The sequence below is a fragment of the Flavobacterium geliluteum genome, assembly GCF_017948595.1.
Lineage (GTDB): Bacteria > Bacteroidota > Bacteroidia > Flavobacteriales > Flavobacteriaceae > Flavobacterium > Flavobacterium flavipigmentatum.
The window spans coordinates 1-23,272 of the sequence record NZ_JAGFBV010000021.1 but is presented as its reverse complement, the minus strand read 5'-3'; the positions used below and the strand labels follow the sequence as shown (position 1 = coordinate 23,272).

20 protein-coding genes and 1 riboswitch are annotated in these 23,272 nt (G+C 34.8%); of the genes, 5 read left to right on the top strand and 15 right to left on the bottom strand.

The features are described 5' to 3' along the window. Window position 1 precedes the first annotated feature (1 nt). The 3 genes from J3495_RS13110 to J3495_RS13100 form a co-directional block, all read right to left on the bottom strand. Window positions 2–1,084 carry an efflux RND transporter periplasmic adaptor subunit gene (locus J3495_RS13110; RefSeq protein ID WP_210666997.1) on the bottom strand — a complete coding sequence of 361 codons (1,083 nt, stop codon included), beginning with the start codon at window positions 1,082–1,084 and terminating at the stop codon, window positions 2–4. A 171-nt stretch (window positions 1,085–1,255) separates the two neighbouring features. Continuing rightward, window positions 1,256–1,651 carry a hypothetical protein gene (locus J3495_RS13105; protein WP_210666996.1) on the bottom strand — a complete coding sequence of 132 codons (396 nt, stop codon included), beginning with the start codon at window positions 1,649–1,651 and terminating at the stop codon, window positions 1,256–1,258. A gap of 280 nt (window positions 1,652–1,931) precedes the next feature. Beyond that, window positions 1,932–2,834 (bottom strand): carbohydrate kinase family protein, encoded by a 903-nt coding sequence (locus tag J3495_RS13100; protein ID WP_210666995.1) that lies wholly within the window; start codon window positions 2,832–2,834, stop codon window positions 1,932–1,934. A 144-nt stretch (window positions 2,835–2,978) separates the two neighbouring features. Here J3495_RS13100 and J3495_RS13095 point away from each other — a divergent pair, with 144 nt between their 5' ends. Continuing rightward, the gene (locus tag J3495_RS13095; RefSeq protein ID WP_210666994.1) at window positions 2,979–3,557 is read left to right on the top strand and encodes a pentapeptide repeat-containing protein; all 579 of its coding nucleotides are present in this window, start codon (window positions 2,979–2,981) and stop codon (window positions 3,555–3,557) included. Here the strand turns inward: J3495_RS13095 and J3495_RS13090 are convergent, their stop codons facing one another. From J3495_RS13090 to glyA, 3 genes are all read right to left on the bottom strand, one after another. Continuing rightward, window positions 3,558–4,055, bottom strand: coding sequence for a GNAT family N-acetyltransferase (locus tag J3495_RS13090; protein WP_210666993.1), 498 nt, complete (start codon window positions 4,053–4,055; stop codon window positions 3,558–3,560). A 137-nt stretch (window positions 4,056–4,192) separates the two neighbouring features. Next, the gene (gene miaE / locus J3495_RS13085; protein ID WP_059117297.1) at window positions 4,193–4,786 is read right to left on the bottom strand and encodes a tRNA-(ms[2]io[6]A)-hydroxylase; all 594 of its coding nucleotides are present in this window, start codon (window positions 4,784–4,786) and stop codon (window positions 4,193–4,195) included. A gap of 138 nt (window positions 4,787–4,924) precedes the next feature. Then, on the bottom strand, window positions 4,925–6,199 hold the full coding sequence (gene glyA / locus J3495_RS13080; RefSeq protein ID WP_210666992.1) for a serine hydroxymethyltransferase: 1,275 nt from the start codon (window positions 6,197–6,199) through the stop codon (window positions 4,925–4,927). Window positions 6,200–6,307: 108 nt separating this feature from the next. Between glyA and fahA the strand changes: the two genes are divergently transcribed. Further along, the gene (fahA, locus tag J3495_RS13075) at window positions 6,308–7,591 is read left to right on the top strand and encodes a fumarylacetoacetase (RefSeq protein ID WP_210666991.1); all 1,284 of its coding nucleotides are present in this window, start codon (window positions 6,308–6,310) and stop codon (window positions 7,589–7,591) included. Window positions 7,592–7,877: 286 nt separating this feature from the next. Here fahA and J3495_RS13070 read toward each other — a convergent pair whose 3' ends face one another. Beyond that, window positions 7,878–8,918, bottom strand: a complete 1,041-nt coding sequence (locus J3495_RS13070) for an agmatine deiminase family protein (protein WP_210666990.1) — start codon at window positions 8,916–8,918, stop codon at window positions 7,878–7,880. Window positions 8,919–9,108: 190 nt separating this feature from the next. Here J3495_RS13070 and J3495_RS13065 point away from each other — a divergent pair, with 190 nt between their 5' ends. Beyond that, window positions 9,109–10,632, top strand: a complete 1,524-nt coding sequence (locus tag J3495_RS13065; RefSeq protein WP_210666989.1) for a choice-of-anchor I family protein — start codon at window positions 9,109–9,111, stop codon at window positions 10,630–10,632. 224 nt (window positions 10,633–10,856) lie between these two features. Beyond that, the gene (locus J3495_RS13060) at window positions 10,857–12,119 is read left to right on the top strand and encodes an OmpA family protein (protein WP_210666988.1); all 1,263 of its coding nucleotides are present in this window, start codon (window positions 10,857–10,859) and stop codon (window positions 12,117–12,119) included. Window positions 12,120–12,197: 78 nt separating this feature from the next. On the opposite strand, the gene J3495_RS13055 is transcribed toward J3495_RS13060, so the two are convergent. Both J3495_RS13055 and J3495_RS13050 read right to left on the bottom strand, forming a co-directional pair. After that, window positions 12,198–13,085 carry a carbon-nitrogen hydrolase gene (locus J3495_RS13055; protein ID WP_210666987.1) on the bottom strand — a complete coding sequence of 296 codons (888 nt, stop codon included), beginning with the start codon at window positions 13,083–13,085 and terminating at the stop codon, window positions 12,198–12,200. A 293-nt stretch (window positions 13,086–13,378) separates the two neighbouring features. Then, a complete protein-coding gene (locus J3495_RS13050; RefSeq protein ID WP_210666986.1) occupies window positions 13,379–14,377 on the bottom strand; it encodes a S1/P1 nuclease in 999 nt (332 codons plus the stop codon). A 172-nt stretch (window positions 14,378–14,549) separates the two neighbouring features. Here J3495_RS13050 and J3495_RS13045 point away from each other — a divergent pair, with 172 nt between their 5' ends. Next, window positions 14,550–15,503 carry a glycoside hydrolase family 68 protein gene (locus J3495_RS13045; RefSeq protein WP_210666985.1) on the top strand — a complete coding sequence of 318 codons (954 nt, stop codon included), beginning with the start codon at window positions 14,550–14,552 and terminating at the stop codon, window positions 15,501–15,503. A gap of 160 nt (window positions 15,504–15,663) precedes the next feature. Here the strand turns inward: J3495_RS13045 and J3495_RS13040 are convergent, their stop codons facing one another. The 6 genes from J3495_RS13040 to J3495_RS13015 form a co-directional block, all read right to left on the bottom strand. Then, window positions 15,664–16,632 (bottom strand): YeiH family protein, encoded by a 969-nt coding sequence (locus J3495_RS13040; RefSeq protein WP_210666984.1) that lies wholly within the window; start codon window positions 16,630–16,632, stop codon window positions 15,664–15,666. A 74-nt stretch (window positions 16,633–16,706) separates the two neighbouring features. Then, complete coding sequence (locus tag J3495_RS13035; protein WP_210666983.1) at window positions 16,707–17,603, bottom strand: LysR family transcriptional regulator; 897 nt, start codon at window positions 17,601–17,603, stop codon at window positions 16,707–16,709. A gap of 64 nt (window positions 17,604–17,667) precedes the next feature. Continuing rightward, the gene (locus tag J3495_RS13030; protein ID WP_210666982.1) at window positions 17,668–19,695 is read right to left on the bottom strand and encodes a hypothetical protein; all 2,028 of its coding nucleotides are present in this window, start codon (window positions 19,693–19,695) and stop codon (window positions 17,668–17,670) included. Window positions 19,696–19,824: 129 nt separating this feature from the next. Then, window positions 19,825–20,571, bottom strand: coding sequence for a 3-oxoacyl-[acyl-carrier-protein] reductase (gene fabG, locus J3495_RS13025; protein WP_210666981.1), 747 nt, complete (start codon window positions 20,569–20,571; stop codon window positions 19,825–19,827). Between the two features lie 184 nt (window positions 20,572–20,755). After that, on the bottom strand, window positions 20,756–22,078 hold the full coding sequence (locus J3495_RS13020; protein ID WP_210666980.1) for a Na+/H+ antiporter NhaC family protein: 1,323 nt from the start codon (window positions 22,076–22,078) through the stop codon (window positions 20,756–20,758). A gap of 58 nt (window positions 22,079–22,136) precedes the next feature. Continuing rightward, a riboswitch (SAM-I-IV-variant riboswitch) is annotated at window positions 22,137–22,233 on the bottom strand. A 427-nt stretch (window positions 22,234–22,660) separates the two neighbouring features. Continuing rightward, complete coding sequence (locus tag J3495_RS13015; protein ID WP_210666979.1) at window positions 22,661–22,987, bottom strand: hypothetical protein; 327 nt, start codon at window positions 22,985–22,987, stop codon at window positions 22,661–22,663. Window positions 22,988–23,272: the final 285 nt, after the last annotated feature.

The following is a 23,272-nucleotide window of genomic DNA, read 5'->3' as shown; positions in this document are numbered from 1 at the left end:
TTTATTCCGCTTTTAATCGTAAATTATTAATCACCTTTTGAGGAGTTATGTAAGTAAAATTAATCTTGTCATCCTCTTTCACTTTCTGAACTCCTTCTAGTAAAATTTTATCATTTTCGGAAAGTCCGCTGCTTACCACATACAAATCGGGGATTTCGCCCGTGATCGTAATCTCTTTTGAACTTACTTTGTTGTTTTTATCTACAACAAAAACATATTTTTTGTCCTGAATTTCGTAGGTCGCTTTTTGCGGAATCACAATAGCGTTTTTAAGCGGTACCAACATTTGAACCTTTCCGGTTTCTCCATTTCTGAGCAATTTACCAGAGTTCGAGAATCTCGCTCTAAAGGCAATATTACCCGTTTCGTTGTCAAATTCGCTTTCTATAACTTCTACATTACCTTTGTACTTAAACAACTCACCATTAGCCAAAAGCAATTTGACATTTGTTTCTGCACGATCTTTTACATCTGTTTGGTATTGCAAATATTCAGGCTCAGAAACGTTGAAATAAGCAAATACCTGACTGTTGTCTGAAAGACTTGTCAATAATTCACCTTCATCAATAAGACTTCCTAGTTTTAATGGAATGCGGTCGATGGTTCCGTCAAAAGGTGCTCTGATTTCTGTGAATGATAAGTGAAGTTTTGCCAACGCTACTTCGGCTTTGGCTGCCTGAAGTTTTGCCTGAGCTACAGCTTGTTCGTTCTTAGAAACGATATTTTTGTCTGCCAAAGTTTTAGCATTTAAAAATTCTATTTCAGCAGATTTTTGCTCGGCCTGCGCTTTCAGCAACTCAGCTTCGTACATTTTAGGCATAATTCTGAATAATACCTGACCCGCTTTTACAGATTGACCTTCGTCTACATAAATATTTTGAAGAAAACCTTTCTCCTGAGCACGAATCTCTATATTTCGCACAGAACGTATTTGCGAAACATATTCTTTGGTAAACGAAGTGTCGATTTTTACAGGATTGGTTACTGTAAATTTCTCTGCTTCTTCTTTTTCTTCTTTTTTTGTTGTACAACTTATTAGGCACAATAGGGCACAAAAACCCGTTAACACGACTATTTTTTTCATGGTATAAAAATGGAAATTAAGCGATTGATTGCTCGGAATGAAAATTCCTTTAGACAGTAAAAATCATCAGTCGTCAGGCAAAAACCTGATCTGTTATAGAAGAAAAAAACTACTATACATCATCATAAGACATGAAAAATCACGCCTCATACAACTGATGCTAGGTGTTTATCAAATTCTTAAAACTCGTTGAGTAATGTAAATAGGATTGGTTTTGCCGCTATATGGCAAAGAAAATTGTAAGCGTTTGTAGTAATCGTCATTAAGACAAAAAGAAGGTGAAAAAGTAGGGAACCACTTTTCGGGAGAGTTGTACTTTACCACAAAAAACTCTCTTGTGGTTTTGTTGGTAACATCGTCTTTGTTTAGAAATTCTTCTTCAAGATCTAAGTCAGCTTCTTCGATTATAGAACTTCCGGGCTCCTGCGTAGAAATTTTAACATGGTGCTTTTTGCCGAAATGATGAGAATAAAAATCTTTATTAGGATGTATACTTGCATTGAGGTATTTCCCTCCGCAAAACAGAAGGAAAGAAAAATACACAAAAAAGACTACTATTCTTCTCATATCGGGATCAAAATTAATCAAAGATTGAAATAAAAAAAACTTTTTTTAAATACCTTAACAAGAAAAATAAACGAAAACGTTTTCATTTTTTTTAATCTCTTTTTCGTACCATAAAAGTCTTACTATTCTGATCGTGTAATGAATTAATTTAGAGACCGTTTACGTAAAAACTGCATCCATTAATTATTTTGATTACTTTTTAAAACTCTTTTCTTAAATTCATAAAAAAAACCTTAAACAACACTTTATTTAAGGTTTTAGAAATCTCAATGAGGAAAATCTAACGATGAGACTGAATCAAATTTTCTATTTCAGCATCGGAGATCACAGGATTTGCTCCAACCGATTGAGCCACCAATGCTCCTATTGCACAGGCAAAATCAATTGCGCTTTGAGGTTCTTTCCCGGTGAGTAAAGAAGTGATTAAAGCTGCCAAAAAAGAGTCGCCAGCTCCTACTGTATCTGCCACTTTTATGGTATATCCCTCATTTTCATAAAGCTGTCCTTTCCATAAAAGCAATGCGCCATGAGATCCTCTGGTAACACATACGGCAGTGGTTTGCGTATTTTCTGCTATAAAATAGATGTTTTCTTCTAAGCTGGAAAAAGGCGATTTCATAAAAGCACTTATTTCTAATAATTCATCGTCATTAAATTTAATAAAATCGGCAGAAAGCATTAATTTTTCCAGCATTTCATAAGAATAGTGTGGCTTTCTCAAATTAACATCAAATACTTTGTAAATGTCTTTTTGAAGCAATTCGTCAAGCGAAGATCTCGATACTTTATCCCTGCATACCAAACTGCCAAACAACAAAACATTGGCATTTTCTACAGTCTTTCTGGCAAAATCGTTGAGCAAAATCTTATCCCAGGCTGCAGGATATTTTATTTCGTAAGTAGCGGATCCTTTTTCGTTTAGCACAACATTCACCAATCCGGTAGGAAAATCTTCCGACTGCATAATGCCCGTGGTTTCAAGTCCTGCATTTTCGATATAATTGATAATGGCTTGCCCGTCTTCATCTTTTCCTACACAGCTTATCATGGCTGCTTCACAACCCAAAGTTTTCATCCGCAAAGCAACATTTAGAGGTGCTCCGCCAATCATTCTTTTGTCCTCAAAAACATCCCAAAGTACTTCTCCGTAAGCAACTGCCTTTACTTTTTTGGTATTCATCATAAAAAAATTAGTTGACTATTTAATAAAGCTCACCGGTAAAACTACATTAATTTTGAAAGAGAAGAAAATAATGAATCACAAAAAAACATTAAATAACCTTGATATTTACTACCTTTTGACCCAAAATCACCATTAAATACAACTTTGAAAAAAGCGTCTGAATATTTCCTTGATAAAGAATACAACTCTATTACTTACTGTAAAGACGATCTTGATTTTAAGGATTTTGAGTGTTGTGTTTTTAATAATTGTAACTTTTCGAACTGTACTTTTGTCGCTGTTACTTTTATTGATTGCGTTTTTAATGACTGCATTTTTTCGGAAGCCAAAATCAATTATGTCGCTTTTCGAACTGTAACTTTTAATGATTGCGAAATTAAAGATGTGAATTTTGCGATGTGTGACAAATTGATTTTTGAAGTCCATTTTTACAATTGTACGCTTGATTTTTCGAAATTTTACACCTTAAAACTAAAAGGAACCACGTTTACCCATTGTAGTTTGATTGCCGTTGACTTTATGGCAACCGATCTTACAAGCGTGCTTTTTGACAATTGTGATTTGTACCGATCAGAATTTAACAAAGCCATTGCTAATAAAGCCGACTTTAAAACCAGTTATAATTACACTATTGATCCTTCTAAAACCAAACTAAAGAAAGCAGTTTTTGCTTTGAAAGAATTGAAAGGATTATTGTTTAAGCATGATGTGATTGTAAGTTGATTATAATTTTTTCTCCATCACATAATCTTCCATCAAAAACCCTTTACCGATGTCGATATTGACTTCATCTATAACTTCAAAACCTATTTTTTTATAGAAAGTTAAAGCTGTATTGTAACGATTTACGTTTAATGACAAAGCGGTTGAATTGTTTTCTAATGCCATTTTAGCGATTTCATCTATCACTTTTTTACCAATTCCTTTTCCTTGTGTTTCTGGTAAAAGATATATTTTATGAATTCTAGTTACCAATTGATCATTGTAATGATGCTCAATTCCGATGAAACCTAAAGGCGTTTCATCATCCAAAATCAAATAAAATAATTGCTTTTTTTTATGAAATTGAATCGTTAAAGCTTCGTCAGAATACATGAGGTCTAACATATAATCTAATTGCTCTTTTGATAAAATTTGGTCATAAGTAATGGTCCAAGTTGTGTATGCAATATTTTGAATCGTAGTAATATCGTTTAAAGAAGCTTCTAAAATTGTAATCATAATGATATAAAAAAGGAATACTTTTATGGGGTGAAAAGCGGGTAAATGTGAAGAATTTTAGATTTCAAACTCATTGCTGGATTTATAATAATACGTAACTTTTTCAACCTGACACAAAGAAAATCTAAAACAAAAAGCTACCCGTGAATAGTCTCACCCTTACCGTAATTGGTAATGATTGATTCTTCGAATGCGAGCCATTCTCTCCAACGTTTTTCAACGTCAATTCCGACTCCGTATTTTCTGGCGTAGGTGATAAAAGTGGTATAATGACCTGCTTCGCTTTCCATCAAATCTCTGTAAAAAACGGCTAATTCTTCGTCCTGAATATTTTCAGATAAAACTTTAAAGCGTTCGCAGCTTCTGGCTTCGATCATGGCCGAAAAAAGGAGTCTTTCGACCAAACCCGAAACACGGCTGCCGTCTCCGCTTTTCTTCATATATAAATAAAGCTCGTTTACGTAATCGTCTTTGCGTTCGCGACCAAGTTTTAGTCCTCTTTTAATAATGATATTGTGAACTTGCTCAAAATGATCGATTTCTTCTTTGGCTAAAGCCAATAGATCTTTTACCAAATCCTGATGTTCTGAGTTATTGGTGATAATGGTAATTGCGTTTGTTGCTGCTTTTTGCTCGCACCACGCATGATCGGTCAAGATTTCTTCAATATTTTTTTCAACAATATTTACCCATCTTGGGTCGGTTGGCAATTGTAATCTTAGTACGCCCATTTTTTAAGTCTTAAAGTTAGAAAGTCATAAAGTCATAAAGTTGTAAAGTCAAAAAAGTCGAAGATCAAAACTAAAATAGAAATTTATATTCCATTTCAAGACTTTTAACCTTCGACTTTAAGACTTTATGACTAATATTTAGTATACGAAAATCGGTCTTTCGCTCATCATTTCATTTACTTCATTTGCCACTTCTTCGATAATAGCTTCATTGGTATGATCTGTTAAAACTTTATCGATAAGTGCTACGATTGTTTCCATGTCTTCTTCAACCAAACCACGAGTTGTGATTGCAGCGGTTCCTACACGTATCCCTGAGGTTACAAATGGTGATTTATCATCAAATGGAACCATATTTTTGTTAACCGTAATTTCTGCTTTTACCAACGCGTTTTCTGCTTCTTTACCCGAAATATTTTTATTTCTTAAATCAATAAGCATCATGTGATTGTCTGTTCCGCCAGAGATAATATTGTAGCCTCTTTTTACAAAAGCATCCGCCATAGCGTTTGCATTTTTTTGCAATTGCATCGCATAAGTAAAGAATTCATCTTTTAGCGCTTCACCAAAAGCAACCGCTTTAGCAGCGATAATATGCATCAATGGACCACCTTGATTTCCTGGGAAAACCGCAAGATCTAACAAAGATGACATCATTCTGATGTCGCCTTTTGGCGTTTTTAAACCTTGTGGATTTTCAAAATCTTTCCCCATCAAAATCAAACCTCCACGTGGACCGCGCAGTGTTTTGTGCGTTGTTGTAGAAACAATATGGCAATGTGGAATCGGGTCATTCATCAATCCTTTGGCGATAAGACCTGCAGGGTGAGAAATATCAGCAAATAAAATAGCTCCTACGCTATCTGCAATTTGTCTGAAACGTGCAAAATCCATATCACGAGAATAAGCCGAAGCCCCTGCGATGATTAATTTTGGTTGTTCTTTTGTTGCAATTTCTTGAATTTTATCATAGTCCAAACGACCTGTTTCTGCATCTACACCGTAAAAAACCGGACGGTACAAACGACCAGAAAAGTTTACAGGAGAACCGTGAGTTAAGTGACCACCGTGAGATAAATCAAACCCTAAAATAGTGTCTCCAGGATTTAAACAAGCGTGGTAAACTGCTGTATTTGCTTGAGAACCTGAATGAGGCTGCACGTTTGCATATTCAGCACCAAATAATTCTTTGGCTCTGTCAATTGCAATTTGCTCAATAACGTCTACTACTTCGCAACCGCCGTAGTATCTTTTACCGGGATATCCCTCAGCATATTTGTTGGTTAAAACAGAACCAGCTGCTTCCATTACTTCATCACTTACAAAATTCTCAGAAGCGATAAGTTCTAATCCGTGAATTTGTCTGTCTTGTTCCTCTAGTATAAGGTCAAAAATTTGTTCGTCGCGTTGCATTTTTTCGTTTTTCGTTAATTTCCTGCAAAAATACAAAAAAACGTTTGCCATACAGTTAGATTATGATATATTTGACAAGTAATTTTTCAACAAATAATTAACATTCACATGCCAATAACCGCCAACGATACCAAAAGAAAATCATGGTTAGAAGTACCAGAAAATAGTGACTTCCCTATTCAAAATATTCCTTTCGGTGTATTTCTTACCAAAGAAAATGTCGTTACAGTAGGAACCAGAATTGGCGATTATGCTATCGATTTAGGGGCTTTACAACAATTAAACTATTTTGCAGGAATAGATTTGACAGATGATATGTTTATGCAGGACACGCTAAATGATTTTATTTCTGATGGAAAGAAAACATGGCGTTTGGTTCGAAATCGTATTGCTGACATTTTTGATGCCACCAACCCGCAACTGAGAGATTCTGCAAAAGATCGCGATATTGTTATTTTTAACATAGATGATGTCGAGATGCAATTGCCTGTTTTAATTGGTGATTACACCGATTTTTATTCGAGTAAAGAACATGCAACCAATGTCGGCAAAATGTTTCGTGACCCGGAAAATGCTTTATTACCAAACTGGTTACACATTCCGGTAGGTTACCACGGCAGAAGTTCTACGATTGTACCGTCTGGAATTCCGGTACATCGCCCAATGGGACAAACATTGCCAAATGGCGAAAAATTGCCTGTTTTTGGTGCGTCTCGTTTGGTAGATTTTGAGCTGGAAACTGCTTTTATCACCACAGATGCAAATGTAATGGGAGAAAATATCCCAACGTATGAAGCCGAAGATTATATTTTCGGAATGGTTTTATTGAATGACTGGAGCGCTCGCGATATCCAGAAATGGGAATACGTGCCTCTTGGTCCGTTCTTAGCCAAAAACTTTGCTACATCAATCTCTCCTTGGATTGTAACGATGGATGCGTTGGAGCCTTTTAGAACAAAAGGTCCGAAGCAAGATCCTTCTCCGCTTCCTTATTTACAGACAAAAGGCAAAAAAACTTTTGATATTCATTTAGAAGTTTCGCTTCAGCCTTTGAATAAAGAAGAAACCATTATTTCAAAATCAAATTTTAAGTATCTATATTGGTCAATGGCACAGCAATTAGCGCATCATACGTCTAACGGATGTCGCGTAAATTCTGGCGATATGATGGGTTCCGGAACCATTTCTGGCCCTACTCCTGATAGTTTTGGTTCGATGCTAGAACTTACTTGGGGTGGAAAAAACCCGATAAAATTGAAAGATGGCAGTGAACGTAAATTTATCGAAGATAATGATACTGTAATCATTAGAGGTTACTGCGAAAATGCCGAAGTGCGACTTGGCTTTGGAGAAGTTAGCAGTCAATTGTTACCGCCATTTATCAGACCATGAAGAGAGAATAAAATTGATTGATAAAATAAAACCTCGAAATCACTTTCGAGGTTTTTTGTTTGTTTTTTTGCCACAGATTAAAATGATTAAAATGATTTTTTCTCATTTTATGTCGTTTCTACGAAGGAGAAATTTCCACGAGAAGCTCTACAAAGATTGGATTTTCGTTGCGGAGTTACTTGCGGAGATTTCTCCTTCGTGGAAATGACAAACTTTGGCATTAAACGAGACAGGTTTTAAACCTGTGAAAATCCGTTTAATCTGTGTTATCTGTGGCCAAAAAATATTAGGCTGGAATCTGCTGACTCAAGCAATGCAATGTCCCGAATCCCCAGATAAAATCGATACAGCTGATGCCGATAACTTCTCTATCTGGAAAGCACTCTGATAAAATATTTAATGCCACACGATCGTTGCTATCATTAAATGTTGGAACAAGAACACAATTATTCAAAATTAAAAAATTAGCGTAACTGGCTGGTAACCTTAAATCTTCAAAATCGACACGTTTTGGCATCGGCAACGCTACAATTGTTGGTGATTTTCCGTCTTCTAATTTTGCGCTTTGCAAACGTTTTAAATTGTCTTGTAAAGGTTTATAATTAGCATCATTTTTATCTGTTTCTACAATTGTAACAATCGTATCTTCGTTTACAAATCGGCATAAATCGTCAATGTGGCCATGGGTATCATCACCTTGTATTCCGTCTCCAAGCCAAATTACATTGGTAACTCCAAGGTATTCTTTAAAAACGGCTTCATAATCTTCTTTGGTGAAATTTTTATTTCGAACCTGAATACTTGGATGCATTAAACACTCTTCAGAAGTCAATAACGTTCCTTTTCCGTTGACATCAATTGCACCTCCTTCTACAATTACCGGTTTTCCTTTATACATCACCTGCGTGAGCGGAACATCTATAAAATCAGCTATTTTAGAAGGTACCAATTTATCTAACTGATAGTTTTTGTACTTCGCCCAGCCATTAAAATTAAAGTTTAAAGCTTCTCTTTTAGTACCTTTTTTTACAATAATTGGCCCTGAATCTCTCATCCAGCTTCTGTTAGTTTTATGAATAATAAAAGAAACTTTTGCACTATCTACGCGGGCTCTTTCGAGCATTTCTGCAACTTTTTCCTTTAGTTTTTCATCGGCTACGACCAAAAAAACGGCTTCGAAAGTCGCAACTTTTTTAATAAATTCTACAAAAGCCCATTGAACGGCTTCATATTTTCCTGGCCAGTCGTTACCATTGTGCGGAAAACACAACACAATTCCTTGTTGTTTTTCCCATTCTGCTGGAAATCTTCTATTGTTTGTTGACATAAAGAGGTTCTAAAATTAGAAAGACCACAAAGATAATCATTCAGAATCATTATTAAAAAAGAGAAAAGGTACAAATGATGCTTTCTCAAAAAAAAAATCTACAATTTAATTTAAAGATTAAATAATGAACACTTAATATACACCCGCCATTGACAGATTACTTTTGGCATCACTAAACAAAACCAAAAAAATGAAGAAAATTATCCTTTCGTTATTGGCATTAATTACACTTTTTGCAAGTTGTAATAATGATGATAATCCAAAAAATCAAGAACCAGAAGTTGTTGTTAATGAAAATCCTGCCACTTTTAAAGAGATTGGTTCTATTGCAATTGGTGGTGAAGGAGCTGCAGAAATTACTGCTTATGATGAAAAAACGAAGAAACTTTTTACAGTAAATAACAGCGGTACCAATCAGATTGATGTGATTGATTTGAGCGATCCTACAAAACCAACCAAAATAGGAAAAATAGATTTAACTTCTTACGAAGGTGCTTCGAACAGCGTTGCAATTTTTGATGGAAAGCTGGCCGTTGCTTTAGAATCTACCGTAAATAAGCAAGCCAACGGAAAAGTGGTTGTTTTTAATACTACCGATTACAGCGTAATCAAACAAATCACGGTAGGTGCCTTACCAGACATGGTTACTTTTTCGCCTGACGGAAAATATATTATGACTGCCAATGAAGGCGAACCAAATACCACGTATACACAAGATCCTAACGGAACGATTTCGATCATTGAAGTGACCAATAATTATGCCGTAACGACTCTAGATTTTGCTACTTTTAGCACACAATTGTCTACTTTGAAAAAAGATGGTTTTAGAATTTCGAGTTTTGCCATTTCATTTGCTGCCGATGTTGAGCCAGAATACGTTACGATTTCTGATGATTCTAAAACGGCATGGGTAACTATGCAGGAAAATAACGGTGTTGCAAAAGTTGACTTGGCCTCTAAAACCATTACAGCTATTTTTCCTTTAGGTTTTAAAGATTTTAATACTGCCGAAAACGGAATTGATGTGAGTGATAAAGATGATAAAGTTGCTTTCAGCCCTTGGAAAGTAAAAGGGATGTATATGCCCGACGCTATTAGTCATTTTTCTGTAAATAACACTCCTTATTTTGTAACTGCAAATGAAGGCGATGCAAGAGAATATAATGCCTACAGCGACATCAAGAGAATGAAAGACGTTAAACTGGATGCTAGCGTTTTTCCAGATGCAGCTACTTTAAAATTAGAAACCAATCTTGGAAGACTGAACCTTATTGCTGATATGGGAGACACTGACGGCGATGGTGATTTGGATGAAATGGTAAGTTTTGGAGCGCGCTCTTTCTCTATTTGGAATGGAAATACCGGAAAAATTGTGTACGATAGCAAAAACGATCTAGACAAAAAATCGCAAGAATTTGGAACTTATGATGATAAAAGAAGTGATGACAAAGGTTCTGAGCCAGAAGCAGTAGTTGTTGCCAAAATGGGTACGCAAAGCATTTTATTTGTAGGAGTAGAAAGATCTGATGCTTTTTTGACTTATGATGTTACCAATCCGGCTTCTCCTCAATATTTACAAACAGTAAAAACAGGAGATGCGCCAGAAGGTCTTCTTTTTATTCCCGCTTCTAAGAGTCCAACCAAAAGAAGTTTAGTAATAGTAAGCAGCGAAGGCGATGGTGTTATTAAAATCTATCAGCCCGATTTGAAATAGTTTTTTTTTATTTTTTTGGAGAAAAAGGATCAAATGAAAATTTGATCCTTTTTTATTTGATCTCCTTTTGTACTTAATTTAACAAAATCTTAGTAAAATATCGCTTTTGATGGGAATTATATAATATCACAATGACTATATGAAACAATGTTGCTACATCATTAAGGTAAGTTTGTCTCAAGTTTAAGAAAACTTAAATACAAATTTTAAATTAATAGATTGACATGAAAAAGAAATTAGCATCCGTATCACTTTTGTTACTTGCATTCGCTGCAAATGCACAAAATATGACTACAACAACTACGAGGACTACCATTGAAAAACCTGCATACAATAAATGGTCTCTTGAATTAAATGGTGGTATCAACAAACCAACCAGAACAATGACTCCTGGTTACGCTACTGCTACACTTAATCCTTTCCACGCTGATTTAGGCGTTAGGTATATGTTCAATCCTAAATTTGGTTTGAAACTGGATGTTGGATATGATCAATTTCAGGAACGTGATGAAACCGCTCCTTTTGAAAGCAGATCAATCAGAACAAGTTTGCAGGGAGTTGTGAATATTGGAAGAGCTTTAAATTTTGAAACATGGACCAATACTATCGGTATCTTGGCACATGGTGGATTTGGAGTTTCTCAATTAACATCTGACAATGGTTTTGATGGTAAAGATTATATGGGAAATGGAATTTTGGGACTTACAGGACAACTTAGACTGAGCGACAGGGTTGCTTTAACCGGAGATTTAACCGGAATTGTTAACGGAAGACAAAACCACAACTTTGACGGAATGTCACCGACTTCTACAGGTTCATTTGATGGTGTACTATTAAACGCTTCTGTTGGTCTGACATTTTACTTAGGTAAAAATACAAAACATGCTGACTGGTATTCTGAAGAAAATGAGCGATTAAATAATTTGGAAGACAGAGTGACAACAATTGAAACGGGTCTTATCGATACAGACAAAGATGGTGTTGCAGATTTGTACGATTTAGAGCCAAACTCTGTTAACGGAGTAGCTGTCAATACTAAAGGACAAGCAATTGATACCAATCAAAATGGTGTTCCCGATGAATTAGAAAGTTATCTAGAAAAAACATACGGACAAAACGGTAAAGGTGCTACAAATAGTACTGTAGAAGAATTAATTAACGGTGGATATGTAAATGTTTACTTTGACTTTAACGCTTCAAAACCAACAAATGCTTCATTGTCTGGTGTAGATTTTATAGTTAAATACTTGAAAAATAATCCTGGTAAATCTGCTGATATTATTGGTTATTCAGATGAAATTGGAAGTTCAAGCTATAATACTGAATTATCAAGAAAAAGAGCTGAATCAGTTAAATCAATTGCTATTGATGCTGGAATTGATGCTTCTAGATTAAATGTTATTGCAAATGGTGAAGACACTTCTGTGAATAAAAATTCTAACGAAGCACGTCAAATCGTGAGAAGAGTTACTTTTAAAGTAAAATAATATTCAATAACTTTGAATAAAAAAAGGACAAAATTTTTACATTTTGTCCTTTTTGTTTTTATAAAACCGAAAAATAAATTAATCGATAGCTCTTTTGGTAATATCGCCAAAAGCATCGATTCTTCTATCTCTAAAAAATGGCCAGTTCTGACGCACATTTTCCTGCAAGTCCAAATCGACTTCGGCAATTAAGATTTCTTCCTGATCGTGAGAAGCTTGTGCCAAAATTTCACCTTGCGGACCTGCAATAAACGAAGCTCCCCAAAACTGAATTCCATCTGTTCCTTCTATATATTTTTCTAGACCAATTCGGTTTGCCGCTGCCACAAAAACGCCATTAGCCACAGCATGACCTTTCATTACGTTCATCCAAGCTCCATATTGATTTTCTCCGTATTGTTCTTTTTCTTTCGGATGCCAGCCAATTGCAGTTGGATAAAAAAGTACTTCGGCACCTTTTAGCGCTGTAATACGAGCTGCCTCAGGATACCATTGATCCCAACAAATAAGCGTTCCTATTTTTCCTTTTTGAGTTTCGATAGCTTTAAAGCCTAAATCACCCGGCGTAAAATAGAATTTTTCGTAAAAATAAGGATCATCCGGAATGTGCATTTTTCTGTACAATCCAGCTTCAGTTCCGTCTGTATCGATAATGTAGGCACTGTTGTGGTAAATTCCGGCCATTCTTTTTTCGAAGAAAGGAACAATAATCACCACTCCTAATTCTTTTGCCAATGCACTGAAAGCAATAAACGAAGTACTGTAAAGTGGTTCTGCCAAAGCAAAATTGTCTACATCTTCGCTTTGACAAAAATAATGACTGCTATATAATTCTGGTAATAAAATAACTTCTGCCCCTTTTGTTGCAGCGTCTTTTACCCAACTGATACATTTTTTAAGGTTATTTTCGGCAACGTCGTTAAGATTCAATTGAATAACGGCTATTTTGTATTTTCTCTTCGGCATGACATAAAATTTAGAGTGCAAAAATAGGAATTTTTAAAGGAATCACAAAAGCTATAAATTCCAGATTTTTTCTAATGAAACCTAAAGCCCTAGCCCTGATGGAAGCGGCATCCTTTTTATTTTTTCTTTAAAAATAAAAAGATACAGCGGACAGCAGGAAATAGCTCCTGAAAACATACTTACAAAGTTTAAATATTTGAGGTGAAAGTATTTTTTGAATGATTTATATAAAACCATAAAAGCCTTTGAAATCAATATCTCAAAGGCTTTTGTATCAAATAGCAAACTATTATTTAGTCATTTTGATTTTTCATTCCGAATAAATCTCCTTGTTGAAATAATTTTAAGTCTTGTTTTAAAGCTTTGCAATTTCTTTTGGTTACTTCCTTAGCATCCAGATCGCTTAAATCAGGTTTTCCGGCGTTTACCCAGGCTGTATACCAAAAACTTGCCGTGGCTTCGATGGCTTTTTTCATCTGTTTTTCGACCATTCCGTTTAGCTCAGTGTGCAATTTCTCTGCGTATTCGTCTGAGAATTTGGCGCCATTGTATTTGTTTTTAACCACTTTACCATCGGCATCGACTACAAAAACTTTATTTTCGGGAGTAGTAGTTCTTAGTTTTTTATCTACGGCCAATAATGGGTCAACCAAAGTATGCGTGTCGTAAATCATGTCCCAGATCGCTTTATGCACGTCTTCATAATGATGCGCCTGAGGTACATTTAATTTGTAATTTTTGACAAATAACTCTGGTAATCTGCTTTCCCAAAGGGAGTGAATCCCTTTTTGATCGGTCAATTGCCCATCGTGATTGGCAGAAGTATGCAATGGCATGTGCGCATCGCCTATATAATGACCTAAATCTGCTGCAAGAAAAATAATTTCGGCTCTATTTTTGTCTTTAAAAGCCTTTGTTAGTTTTACCATCATGTCTTCGATATACCAAGGCAAGATTCCGTTATCGTTCAAGAATTTGGCATCGTATTTCTTTTTGGCAGCCTCTAAAGTCTGTGGTAAACTATCAAGGTTTCCAAAGTTTTCTAAATCCATGTAATGTCTTGGATTTTCGTCTTTATAATTTAGCGCATATTTGCGAATATCCGGCACGGAAGCTTCCTGTGTAATAAAATCGATGTGATTGTAAAAAAACACTTGTAGTGGCTGTGGTAAAGCCATTACTGCTGCTTTGTTGATGCGCTCGTGACCAACAATTCCCCAAGACAATGTCAAAAAGCCAATAGCTAACGCAAAAACCGCAATTAGTTTTGGTTTCATTTTTAAATTTTTCATTTGCAAATTTTTATTTCCTGCAAATTTATTTGATTTGAACATCATTTGAAAGCATCTCAATTAAGATTATGTTAATTTAATCACTATTTATTGAACAACATTACTGCTGATATGGTTTTGCATTGAAAGTTTCTTTGTAAATTCGTTTTATTTTTACTCTAAACTTTAATATATGCGCCTAATTGGTTCGAGTATTCTCTTCTTGATTTTTACTACTTTTTGCACTGCACAAGACGATATTGTACAACTAAAAAACGTTAGCGATACGATATTAAATACTAAAAGGCAACTGAAAGTAGCTGATCCTCTGGATGCGGTAAAAACGATGCAAAAGTTATTTCCAGGCAAAGTATATACCTTGTCTGACTATAATACTTTTATAAGTTGGAATTGTAAAAACTGTAAAACAGCTTTGTATACCGACGTCAATGGTGTTGAAGGAGATCAAAATTTTCCTTATGAAAGAGGCGTTGCGACAAGGATTCTGGATAATATTGATTATTCAGATTCAAAAGGAAATCAATTTAAATTACTACTCTTTAATCATTCTGGATACGATGAAGACGGATTGCAAACAGGCAGATTTTCTGGTGGACTTATTGGTCTTGCCAAGTTTACAAAAAATGCTAATGTTTGGGAAATGAGGTCTTTTCAACCAGCAATCGCTGCTTTTGGTGCTTTTTCTCAAGCTCCTAAACCTAAATTGGTAGAAATTGGGCAAGACCAATATGCTTTTACTTTGGTACACTCCAACGGTGGTGCTGGCGGCGCGTATTCCGGATACCTCTATCTCATTGTAGGTTTTGACGGAAAGTATCAACCTCTGATGGAAGTGCCGAATTTTACATTATCCAATAGCAGTAGCTCAGAATGGTCGAGTTCCTACAAAGTTGTTACCGATAATAACAAGAAATTTTTTAGAGATTTTGTTATTACAACAACCGGTTCGTATAGAAAGGCAAAAGGTACTGAAGATGACTATGAGGTCGATATGCCTGTGGAAGTAAGCGCAATGGCTAAGACCAAAAAGCAATTTAATTTTGTAATCGAAAAAAGACTTTCTTTCAACGGAAAATGGTATAATATTACAGGAAAGCCAGTTGTGAAATTTTCGAATATAAAATAAATCATATAAGAATCAGATGTATTAACAACCGAATTGCAAAAAGATAAAGATTTGCGACAGCTTGAAAACATTTTCGCGCACTAATCTCTGATAATCTCTTAATCTGTAGCCAAAAAAATTGATCAATTATTGAGTGTAAAAAAGTTTTTACAGTTTACAATTAGCCGATATACATAATTGAAATCAAACCTAAAACTGCGATAAATATCCAAAGGAAAACACCTTGAAGCAAAGGCTTCACTCCTACTGATTTTAAAGTATTTAGATTTAAAGTAGCGCCAATTAAGAATAAAGTGATCGTCAGACCAATTTTGGCAATAGTGACTACTTTCGGTGCTATACTCGAGATTTCAGGTACGTAGGTATTTAAAAGCATGGCCAAAATAAACAAACCGATAAAATAAGGAATTTTTATTTTACTGTTTTTATTTTTGAAAATTACAGCGGTTGCGACAGAAATCGGAATAATCCATAACGCTCTCGCCAGTTTTACTGTTGTGGCTATCTGCAAAGCTTCGGCACCATATTTATTGGCCGCACCTACTACAGAACTCGTATCGTGAATGGCAATGGCACACCATAAACCAAACTCTTTTTGCGACAAATCGAGTTGATGACCGATAAAAGGAAAGACAAATAAAGCAATCGAATTCAATATAAAAATCACGCCCAAAGCTATAGAAGTCTGATTTTCGTTTGATTTAATAACAGGTGAAATCGCTGCAATCGCACTTCCTCCGCAAATTGCGGTTCCGCAAGAGATGAGATGAGATGTTTTTTTATCGGTTCCAAACCACTTTCCTAATAGAGTTCCGAAAAACAAAGTACTGAAAATGGAGAAAATGGTAAGCAGTAAACCTTCTTTTCCTGCCGAAACAGCTTCAACGGCATTCATTCCAAAACCTAAACCCACAACCGAAAATTGCAATAAAAAAGTAATCGCACGATGATTGAATGCTACAAATGGATTTCCAAACAAATTCACCAAAAACACTCCCAATAATAAAGCTACTGGAGGAGAAATCAGCGAAAATAAACACAGTAGAATCACCAAACCAAAAATAATTTGTTGACTCAAAAGGTTAATTTCAAATAAATGTTTTGCAGTATGCTGTGGCTTTGTTTTCAAAATAAGATACTTTTATATTTTATTACAAAGATCAGTCGTTTACTTGTTATTTACCAATCTTAAAAAACAATTGACTATAACTTTAAATTATAGTGATTCCCTATATTTTGAATAAAAAGTTCAGACAAAGCATCTGATTTTCCTAATAAAGTGATAATGTAAAAATATCTTTCTATTTCTAAATTCTCGACATCCAGAACCATCAACTCATTATTTGTAAGCTCTTTAGATACTGCATGTATTGACATAAAGGCCAAACAATCCGAATTTAATAAATATGATTTTATGCTTTCTGTACTTCCCAATTGCATTTCGATTTGTAAATCTGCAATTTTTAAACCAACTTGTTTTAAAGCAAATTCTATAACTTCAAGTGTTCCTGAACCACGTTCTCGCGTAACATATTTCATTGCTTTTAAATCGTCAAGCGAAATTTTGCTTTGCTGTACCAACGGATTTTTGCTGTTGCAAACCAAAACCAATTCGTCTTTTAAGAACGGAATGTATTTTATCGATTGATTTTTAGATTGTCCTTCTACAATTCCGATTTCGATTTCTTTATTGATCAAAGCGTTTTCAATTTGCTCGGTATTGCCGTTGAGCAAATTGACCTTTATATTTTGTTGCTTTTGATGAAAGCCCGCCAAAACCGGCGAAATAACATACTGCGAAATTGTTGTACTTGCCCCCAAACGCAACAAACCCTGACGTTCTTTGCTAAAGAAACTCATATCAAAATCGATTTCTCTGTAAATTTCAAAAATGTTTTTGGTGTGTTTTAGAAGAATTTCTCCTGCGGGAGTCAAGGCGATTTTAGAACCATTTCGCTCAAAAAGTTTTGTTTTATAGGTTTCTTCGAGTTCCTGAATGTGTTTGGAAACCGCTGGCTGCGAGATATACAATTCGGTTGCCGCTTTGGTAAAATTAAGGCGGAGCGCAACCGTGTAGAATACTTTTAGGCGGAAATCCATTTGTTCTTTGTTTGTTTGCTTTTTATTTCAAGTTCAGTAAAAAACTTTGAACCTTTGTAACTAGTTACAGTAACCCATTGTATTTCCTAACAAACCATTCGGTCGTCAATAAAGCAGCAATTAAAATCAATAACCAAATCCAATCAATCAAAGGCGTTTTGGTTGAGATGTTCTTCTCTATCGATTTGTATTCCTTATTTTCTAAAAGCGTCTGAACCAAATTATCAACCTGATTTTCAAAAAAGGTGTTTCCGTTGGTTTGCAATGCCAGTTGCTGGAGCTTTTTTACATCCGGATTTACAAATTGCTTTTCGATATCAAAATCTAAAATCTCAAAATGACTCGAATAAACTGTATTGGTGTTCAATTCTTTTACCGAAAAATTATATTTTCCTGCCGTTAAACCATCCAAATTTACTGAAAAAGAATTATTTCCTTTTAATAAATCGTAGTTTTTGACTTGCTTCGTTTCGGTATTAGTGACTTTTATTGTAAGCCTGGCTTTGTCATCAAACTCATAATTTTTGTTGAAATATTGTGCGTTGATCACAATTGCTTCTCCCGAATTATAAAAATTTTCATGCGTTACCACCAAAGATTTCTTAGAGGTTGTCGAAGCCAAATACTGAATTATTTTATCTACAAAAACATCGTATTTTTCAAATGATTGATTGTCAATATGACTCTGCAAACGCCATTTCCAGCTGTTTTCGCCCAATAAAAAAGCCGTTCGTTTGCCTTGATTTTCGGCGAAAGCCAACAAAGGTGAATTGGTAGCTACATTTCTAATTTTTGAAGAAAGCAAAACCGAAACGCTTGTATTGGTCGTAATTGTGCCAAATAAATTTTGCAACGGCGGAAAATTTTCAAAACCTATATTATCAATCGCAAACAAATTAAACTGCGACTGAAACTCGGCCAAATAATCTTCTTTTTGACCGCTCATTCTAAAAACTAGACTATTTTGCTGCTGATTTAAAAAATTAAAATCGGTACCAGTTCCCGTAATGATAAAAGTATTGGTACTGGCCAATTTTGCATTATCAAAAATACCTTTAAAAGCAGTATTAGGTTGGTACAAAACCAAAATAGCAACATCATCCAATTTACTTATTTCATTGGGTTTAACCAATATTACTTTGCGTTGCGCATTTGTTTCGATCGAACGTTTCAAAGCTCCAATATCGGGGTGATTGATCGAAGATACAATGGCAATAGTAGACTTTTGATCGATCACTTCGACAGCAAAATTTTTACTGTTATTGTAACTATTTTTCTCTTTTACATTGGAAGAAATGGTAGCCTTAAAAATTTGCAAACCTACTTTATCAGCCGGCAAAAGCACATTCAATGTCGCCGTTTTTTTAGTATTCGAAAAATTGACTTTCTCTCTCACAACTACCGTATTTCCTTGCATAATAGCAAAATCAGCATTTGTGTTTTTATCACCCGAATATTGCAGAAAAACTTCAACTGGAAATTTATTTTTATGAAAAGCGTATTTATTTACGTTAAGCTGATTAATTTTCAGGTCAAAAAAAGTGGTTGTATCTCCCACAACCAGAGGATAAATTTTATTTTGAGGGTCAAAACGATAAACATAATCGTTACCCGTCGTTTGATTTCCGTCGGTAATAATTACCGTTGGGAAAATCAGGTTTTTATTGATACTTTTTAAGTTTTTTGCCACTGCATCCAGATTAGTTTGCTTTCCTTTAAAATCAAATTGATCAGAAGGTTTCAGATCGGCATCAAACTGATAGGACTGAATTTCGAATTTTTCCTGAAGAGCAGAATTCGATATCAGTTTTTGGTACAATTCATTAACTTTTTTATCCGATTGTAAAGCTACAATCGAACTCGAGTTATCGACTGCAATTGCCAGAGGTGTTTTGGTAATCTCCAGCTTATTTTTGGTCATTATGGGGTTTATGAGCAAAACCAACAAGGCAAAAATGACTAAAAAACGTAAAAAAGCCAAAAACACATTCACTTTTGAATGGTTTTTGACTTTAAAAAAATATTGAGAATACGACAAACCACCCGCTATTACTATAGAAAGTAATAATAATAAAATCGTGTTTGTAGTCATATATATTTAGTGTTCAGTAATCAGTTTTTAGTGATCAGAATTTAAAAATTGAATTATAACAAACGTGTTCTCTTTATTCTTTTTCAGATTGAATTTACTGAATACTCAAAAATTGAACACTGTAAACTATTAGGTAAGCATTCCTCCGCAAACATTTAGAACCTGTCCTGTAATGTAAGCACTCATATCTGAGGCTAAGAATAAACATGCATTTGCTACATCTTCAGTAGTTCCGCCACGTTTCAAAGGAATTCCTTCTCTCCAGCCTTTTACTACATCTTCTCCTAGTTTAGCCGTCATTTCTGTTTCGATAAAACCTGGTGCGATCGCGTTGCAGCGAATGTTACGCGAACCCAATTCTAAAGCTACCGATTTGGTAAAACCAATAGCTCCCGCTTTTGAAGCTGCGTAGTTCGTCTGACCCGCATTTCCAGATACTCCCACAACAGAACTAATATTAATGATAGAACCCGAACGTTGCTTTAAAAAAGTCTTCTGAATCGCTTTTGTCATATTAAAAACCGATTTTAAATTCACATCAATAACCTGATCAAAATCTGCTTCAGACATGCGCATCAACAAATTATCTTTTGTAATTCCGGCATTATTTATTAAGATATCTACAGTACCAAAATCAGCCAAAACAGCTTCAACAAAAGTCTGCGCTTCGTTAAAATCGGCAGCATTCGACTGGTATCCTTTTGCTTTAACTCCCAAACCATTCAATTCTGCTTCTAGAGCCTGCGCAGATTCTACAGATGAGCTGTATGTAAATGCCACATTTGCGCCGTGTTTAGCAAAAACTTCAGCAATTCCTTTCCCAATTCCACGACTAGCTCCTGTAATAATGGCAACTTTTCCTTCTAGTAATTTCATATTCAAAATTAATTTTTATTTTTATTTAGTAGCTATTCCTGCTATCCGCTTCAATCTTTTATGTTTTTAAAGAAAAAACACAAAAGGATTTCCACTTCTATCAGGGCTATGAACGACTTGTCAAATATAGAACAATTCCCTTTTTAAAAAAACAGCAATTACAATAACCTTTAAACAATACTTTTTAAACCTTAAAGATTTTCTCTACCCATTTATCCCAAAAGGTACTATAAATGGCAATCATAGTAAATATAAACAAAAATAAAATATACCACGCATTGCCCACCAAATCAATAAAACCTAATTTTCCACCAGCAAAATTGAGCAACAATAAAACTTGTGCTCCATAAGGCAAAATTCCTTGTACCAGACACGAAAAAATATCCATAATAGTGGCTGTTTTTTTTGGGTTTAATTCATATTCATCATTAATTTCTTTGGCAATTCCGCCTGTAATCACGATCGAAACTGTATTATTAGCGATCGCCAAATTGGTCAAACCTACCAAAGTTCCTATTCCAACCTGAGCGCTTCTTTTGTTTTTGATCCGTCTTTTTATCTGGTGCAAGATAAAATCAATTCCGCCCGCTTTATCCACCATAGCCGCCAATCCGCCAGAAAGCATCGACAGAATAAAAATATCTGTCATACTGGTAAAACCTTCATATACTTTTTGTGCAAAAACTAAAAGTGTAAACTGATGATTAAAAAAGCCAATTATTCCCGCCAACAAAGTCCCGATAATCAAGGTTGAAAATACATTCACGCCAAATAAAGCCAAAACAATTACTAAAACATAAGGTACAATGGTAATCCAGTTAAAAGCATTTTTCGGAATTTCAACTGCTTGAATTTCAGAATTAAAACCTAAATAAAACAAAACTGCAATCGTAATTATCGAAGCTGGCAAAGCAATAAATAAATTAATTTTGAATTTATCTTTGAGTTCACAACCCAAAGATTGCGTTGCTGCAATCGTAGTATCCGAAATCATCGAGAGATTGTCGCCCAACATAGCACCGCCTAACAAAGAACCACAAATAAGTGGCAGTGAACTACCACTGGCATTTGCCAAGCTCACGGCAATTGGCCCCAAAGCCACAATTGCTCCCACCGAAGTCCCTGTCGCAGTGGATAAAAAAGCTGAGATCAAAAAAATTCCTAAAGGAAAATAAGCCGCATCAATGGTATTAATTCCGAGATTCACGACCGCATCTACTCCTCCCATAGCTTTGCTTACCACTGCAAAAGCTCCTGCAAGCAAGTAAATAATACACATAGTCATGATTTTGCTTTCGCCACAACCTGCAATCAAGGTATCTACTTTTTCGTCTGTAGAAGATTTAAAAAGTACAAAAGCAACAACAATCCCAATCAGAACGGCAACTGGGGATGGAAATGCATAAAAGTCATTGAGGGCAATTCCGACTCCTAAAAAGGTAAAAATAAAAACAAATAAAGGAATTAAAGCTACTGCATTTCCTTTTTTCTTACTGAGTTTTGTCATAAAGTAAATTATAAAATGAAACATTTACAACGACAAGCAAATCTGAAATGGCAATGCGAATGACAACATTTTTTCCAAAGGATTTGGCTTATCGTTTTAGCACCTTGCTCGTTGTTGCAGGTTGCTATCTCTTTACGAGATTCGTGATAACGGGTGCAAAAATAGTAATTATTTTATCATATAAAACATAATTATACCATTTCTATAGAATTTATTCAAAATTAACATTTTATAAATCAAAAAGGCAGCTCATGTGAGCTGCCTTTTCTTTCCAAAAACATATTCTAAAAAAGTTTTACATATACTGTATCGTTACAAAATAAATAACTAGCATTGCGACTCCAATAAATAGTAATCTATAAAGGGACGATTGAAACTCTTTTGTTCCATTAAGTTTATCTTCTCTTCTTCGTTTTATCATGCTAAAAATTATTACCGGAGTTACCAAAATCAAAAAAGCAAAGAAAAAATATAAAGTATATTTTCTTTCGTATATATAATCCATAATTTGAGATAAAGCCCAAATGGACGTAATAATAATTGCCTCTATATATTTTTTCATTATACTCATTAAATTTAGAATTATTTTAATGTTTTAACATATTTACCATTTGAGTCTGTTGTCCAACAAGTATCTGCAAATTTATCACAATGTATTGTTAGCTCTCCTGTTGCAGGGGGTAATTGTCCAGGAATAAATTCTTCTAGAACACAATCATTATAATCTTCTTCGGCATCGTCATCACAATTTAATTTTGCAACAACACATAGTGCTTCCACTACTAATCCCTGCCAAAAAGGAGGAGCAGAAGCTGAAACTAAAGCTCCAAGCGTACATGTACCAAAATCTCGTTGACATCTCTTTCTAGCCTTTTTAAAACCATTGACACAATCTGGTCCCGCTTGCAATCCTGAAGAAGGTAAAGGTATTGGAAAGAAATAATTAATTTCAGCTAAATCTAAAGAAGCATTTAATAATTCTGTTCGCTTCTCTACAGTGAGATTATAAAAGTTTGGATTTTGTGCTATAAAATTTTGTCTTATTGTAACATTATTTTTTAAAATATTAATTAATTCAAGTTGCTAGTTTGAGTATTAAAAATACAAAGCAAAGGTTAAGTAAATTTGTTTTGCCGACTAAAAAACAAAACCGATGCTTTGCAAAGACAAAATTATCTCAATTTTTTGTTTAAT

Bases quoted from the DNA above. Each gene is read 5' to 3' on its own strand.
- J3495_RS13110 (WP_210666997.1), bottom strand. From the start codon at position 1,084: ATGAAAAAAATAGTCGTGTTAACGGGTTTTTGTGCCCTATTGTGCCTA.
- J3495_RS13020 (WP_210666980.1), bottom strand. From the start codon at position 22,078: ATGACAAAACTCAGTAAGAAAAAAGGAAATGCAGTAGCTTTAATTCCT.
- J3495_RS13045 (WP_210666985.1), top strand. From the start codon at position 14,550: ATGCGCCTAATTGGTTCGAGTATTCTCTTCTTGATTTTTACTACTTTT.
- J3495_RS13070 (WP_210666990.1), bottom strand. From the start codon at position 8,918: ATGTCAACAAACAATAGAAGATTTCCAGCAGAATGGGAAAAACAACAA.
- J3495_RS13090 (WP_210666993.1), bottom strand. From the start codon at position 4,055: ATGATTACAATTTTAGAAGCTTCTTTAAACGATATTACTACGATTCAA.
- fahA (WP_210666991.1), top strand. From the start codon at position 6,308: ATGCCAATAACCGCCAACGATACCAAAAGAAAATCATGGTTAGAAGTA.
- fabG (WP_210666981.1), bottom strand. From the start codon at position 20,571: ATGAAATTACTAGAAGGAAAAGTTGCCATTATTACAGGAGCTAGTCGT.
- J3495_RS13065 (WP_210666989.1), top strand. From the start codon at position 9,109: ATGAAGAAAATTATCCTTTCGTTATTGGCATTAATTACACTTTTTGCA.
- glyA (WP_210666992.1), bottom strand. From the start codon at position 6,199: ATGCAACGCGACGAACAAATTTTTGACCTTATACTAGAGGAACAAGAC.
- J3495_RS13055 (WP_210666987.1), bottom strand. From the start codon at position 13,085: ATGCCGAAGAGAAAATACAAAATAGCCGTTATTCAATTGAATCTTAAC.
- J3495_RS13060 (WP_210666988.1), top strand. From the start codon at position 10,857: ATGAAAAAGAAATTAGCATCCGTATCACTTTTGTTACTTGCATTCGCT.
- J3495_RS13100 (WP_210666995.1), bottom strand. From the start codon at position 2,834: ATGATGAATACCAAAAAAGTAAAGGCAGTTGCTTACGGAGAAGTACTT.
- J3495_RS13105 (WP_210666996.1), bottom strand. From the start codon at position 1,651: ATGAGAAGAATAGTAGTCTTTTTTGTGTATTTTTCTTTCCTTCTGTTT.
- J3495_RS13050 (WP_210666986.1), bottom strand. From the start codon at position 14,377: ATGAAAAATTTAAAAATGAAACCAAAACTAATTGCGGTTTTTGCGTTA.
- J3495_RS13035 (WP_210666983.1), bottom strand. From the start codon at position 17,603: ATGGATTTCCGCCTAAAAGTATTCTACACGGTTGCGCTCCGCCTTAAT.
- J3495_RS13030 (WP_210666982.1), bottom strand. From the start codon at position 19,695: ATGACTACAAACACGATTTTATTATTATTACTTTCTATAGTAATAGCG.
- miaE (WP_059117297.1), bottom strand. From the start codon at position 4,786: ATGGGCGTACTAAGATTACAATTGCCAACCGACCCAAGATGGGTAAAT.